The 2219-nt window shown below is 52.4% G+C and carries 1 protein-coding gene and 1 pseudogene; one reads left to right on the top strand and one right to left on the bottom strand.

Features of this window, described 5'->3' with window-relative positions; all coding sequences use genetic code 11:
- Nucleotides 1-87: 87 nt before the first annotated feature.
- Nucleotides 88-453 carry a terminase small subunit gene (locus B8991_RS20885; RefSeq protein ID WP_179141576.1) on the bottom strand — a complete coding sequence of 122 codons (366 nt, stop codon included), beginning with the start codon at nucleotides 451-453 and terminating at the stop codon, nucleotides 88-90.
- Nucleotides 454-1848: 1395 nt separating this feature from the next.
- On the opposite strand from B8991_RS20885, the pseudogene B8991_RS20875 reads away from it, so the two are divergent.
- A pseudogene (locus B8991_RS20875) lies at nucleotides 1849-2100 on the top strand (IS110-like element ISMmg1 family transposase); the annotation flags it as partial.
- Between the last annotated feature and the right edge of the window lie 119 nt (nucleotides 2101-2219).

The following is a 2219-nucleotide window of genomic DNA, read 5'->3' as shown; positions in this document are numbered from 1 at the left end:
CTTGTTCATCTTCGCTCCTTAAAGGCTACGATGAACCAGAAACCCTCCGTTGTTCAAATCGCCATATCTGTCCCATAGGTGCTGACGTCAGACACAGAAGGTAGCGACATGCCACACGACGTACTTGGACCATATCGGCGAGAGATGCGTTGGCGATTGCCCGCCAGCGGCGAAACACGTCTTCGCCTTGTTCATCTGTGAAACAGGCACGGCTTGGCGCGCGCGGCTGACTGCGAACTTGATGTTAGGTTTTGTTAAGAGTTGCGACGCCTGAATTCTGGCTGATCTGGGGCTGTACCCTGCGCGTCTGGCGGCTTCTGCCCCGTTTCCAAGTTCGACATAGCCAACCACGAACATGCGTTTCTGGTGCGACAGGTCGAGGTCGTCGAGGAATGCGAGATCTGATCTTGTTGTGCCACCTGCCTGCGCCACCTTTGCTGCCTTCCGCTGCATCCTGCAACATCTTGTAAACATCCTCTGCCACACGGAGATGCATGGGTAAGCGTTGAGTTTGGGTTTTTCTGGCGATTTTTTTCTCGCGCGCCTGCGCGCTACCACCACCATGTATAACTCTGGTTTTGGCTTCTAAGGTTAAGGGGGGGGTTAACCCCCTAAAACGCCAATACCCCTTATTTATATGAAAAATCGCAAAAATCTATGGGCAAAGATGTGCCGAACTTTTGCCAGAAGTTCAGCAGAAGTTTGAAAGAAGTTGCTGCGGAGTGCGTTTTCGGGCGCTCAGATTGGTTGCGGTACGACTTCGATTTTTTGCGGAAAATGTTTACTGAATGTTGCAGGATGCAACTGCAGCCAAGTTCCCAAATCTCGCTTGTTTGAGAACGAAAAATTGCTTTTGAAATATGCATTTTTTAAAAATTTTCGGGAAAACCAGATTTTGGACACACCTCCCCCACCCGCTCCTTCCCCCCGACACGCAGGGAAAGGCCCGTCGCTTCCTTCGCCGTATCCACGCGATGCCTTTTATCGGTGGCCAGCCGCTTCCCCGCAGGTTATTCTCCCGCCCCGCCACGACCATATGGCCGCGACAGTCCTCGATGCTCCTCCAAGCATTTTGCTGGACTCGCTCGTTGGGTTACGTTGTCGCGTTTCTGTCCTCGCCCAGACGGAGTCGGTATGAGAACGGGTCGGGTTAGTCCCCGGCGAATATCCGTCTTTGGCACGGGAAGACGGCAACCGTGGCATGACCCCTGTAAATTAAGGCAAGACCGCAGGAGTCACGCGTAAATCGGCCGCCTTTGTCATGATCCGGCGATAGCCCGTAAAGCAAACAAGTGCTGTCCCGCTTTCGACCGGAACAAACTTGCAATTTTATATCGCAAGCAAGTCCCATGACTGTGCACGCATCAGTGCATCGTATTTCCACATATTTTCTTCTACGGCTTAATGCAAGTATTTATTATTTAATATCAATGTGTTGCAAGTTGCAACACCTGTAAGGGCAAAGCCAGGAACTTATCGTTGCGCTACTCAGCCTGTTGCAATTGGCAACACACAGTTTGTTTCTGTGATAGAGTATTGTCGCAGTAGTCAGTCTATTTCGGCGGCTGGAGCAGTTGATGAGCAACAACCATGATAGCCGGTGACACCTAACTGCCTTCCAGACTCCCTCACCGATTGACCGGATCTAGCGCGTGTCCACCGTCCCTGTGGCAGTGTCCGACGATATGCTGGAAATTATCGTCACATTGGCGGTTCAACCACACTGGTGCTCAGGCTGTTGCTGCTTGCAACCGCCAGCCCCATGCAACTGAGCTAATGGGATGAACTGTCTTCCCGCCAAACCGCAGCTATTGTTGCGGGCATAGGTGGAGAGAGAGGAGCATTCTGATGGGTATCGAAGTATTGGGCATTGATCTGGGCAAGACCGTTTGTAGCCTTGCGGGATTGGACGCAACAGGCGCGGTCGTGTACCGCAAGCGCCTTCAACGGCACCGGTTGCTGGACTTTCTGGAAGGTTTGGATCCCTGCATTGTTGCGATGGAGGCTTGCGGCGGCGCGCATCACATTGGTCGTTTTTGCCTTCAACACGGACATGAGCCTCGGCTCATGTCGCCGCTTTATGTCCGGCCTTACGTCAAGTAATGGAGAGGTGGTCATTACTTCACTTATCATCAGGTGGCCATAATGCGGAGGTGCGTGGGACAGTCGCTTGATAGCCACTCATTTTTGCCGTTATGCGACGGCTTTGCTCCGCATTA

It is taken from the genome of Primorskyibacter flagellatus (genome assembly GCF_900176485.1).
GTDB lineage: Bacteria > Pseudomonadota > Alphaproteobacteria > Rhodobacterales > Rhodobacteraceae > Primorskyibacter > Primorskyibacter flagellatus.
This window is presented reverse-complemented; position numbering and strand designations above follow the sequence as displayed.

What these genes read in the sequence shown, in the direction of transcription:
- B8991_RS20885 (WP_179141576.1), bottom strand. Translation starts at nt 453, where the DNA reads ATGCAGCGGAAGGCAGCAAAGGTGGCGCAGGCAGGTGGCACAACAAGA.